The following is a 1,040-nucleotide window of genomic DNA, read 5'->3' on the forward strand; positions in this document are numbered from 1 at the left end:
GAGACGATGCTGCCGTTTTCCTGGCAGGGCGTGTGTCTGCACGCAGCCGGGGCATCGAGGGTCCGGGTGCGGATCGCACCTGTCGGCGTGGCGGCGGTGTCGGTGGACCTGGCCGACGGTGCGGGTCTGCCCGTGTTGTCGGTGCGCGAGTTGGTAGTTCGTCCGGTCTCGGTGGCGCAATTGTCGGTGCCTGCGCCAGGCCGTCGGGCGGGCAGAGGAGTGTTCGAGGTGACCTGGTCACCGGTGTCATTGGGGCCCAACGGGATTGGCGACGACGGCGTGACGGTGTGGCAGCCGGGCCCGGCGGCCGACGGTGTGGTGGGTTCGGTGTATGCGGCCACCCATGAGGCGCTGCGGGTATTGCAGTCGTCTCTGGCCGGTGACGGTTCCGGGATTCTCGCGGTCGTCACTCATGGTGCGGTGGGGCTGCCCGGCGAGGAGGCCCCCGACCTGGCCGGCGCGGCGGTGTGGGGGCTGGGGCGCTCCGCGCAGGCCGAGCACCCGGGCCGGTTGATCCTCGTGGATTCGGACGGATCGATCGACGCGCGCGATGTCATCGGTTGTGGTGAACCACAACTCGTGGTGCGCTCCGGTACGGCCTATGCCCCCCGGCTGACCCCCGCCCGTGCCGCGCTGGAGCTGCCGGAGGGCGCATGGCGGATGACCGCAGGGCGCGCGGGCACGCTGGAGGACCTAGTGGTGCAGTCATGCCCACGCGTGGAGCTGGCGGCCGGGCAGGTGCGGGTGGCGGTGGCCGCGGTGGGGGTGAACTTCCGGGATGTGTTGGTGGCCCTGGGAATGTATCCCGGCGGCGGCGAGATCGGAGTCGAGGGCGCGGGAGTCGTCGTCGAAGTCGGGCCGGGCGTAACCGGGCTTGCGGTCGGCGATGCCGTGATGGGTTTGTTGGGCGTGGTGGGCTCCGAGGCGGTGGTGGATGCGCGGTTGGTGACGGCGGTGCCCGCGGGTTGGTCGCTGGCGGAGGCAGCGAGCGTGCCGGTGGTGTTTTTGACCGCGCTGTACGGGTTGTCGGTGCTGGCCGG

1 protein-coding gene is annotated in these 1,040 nt (G+C 71.2%); it reads left to right on the forward strand.

What is annotated here, in order from left to right:
* Positions 1-1,040, forward strand: a 1,040-nt coding sequence (locus tag A5747_RS21895; protein WP_158070285.1) for an alcohol dehydrogenase catalytic domain-containing protein, incomplete at both ends; no start/stop codon positions are given.

It is taken from the genome of Mycobacterium sp. IS-836, assembly GCF_001954275.1.
Taxonomy (GTDB): Bacteria; Actinomycetota; Actinomycetes; order Mycobacteriales; family Mycobacteriaceae; genus Mycobacterium.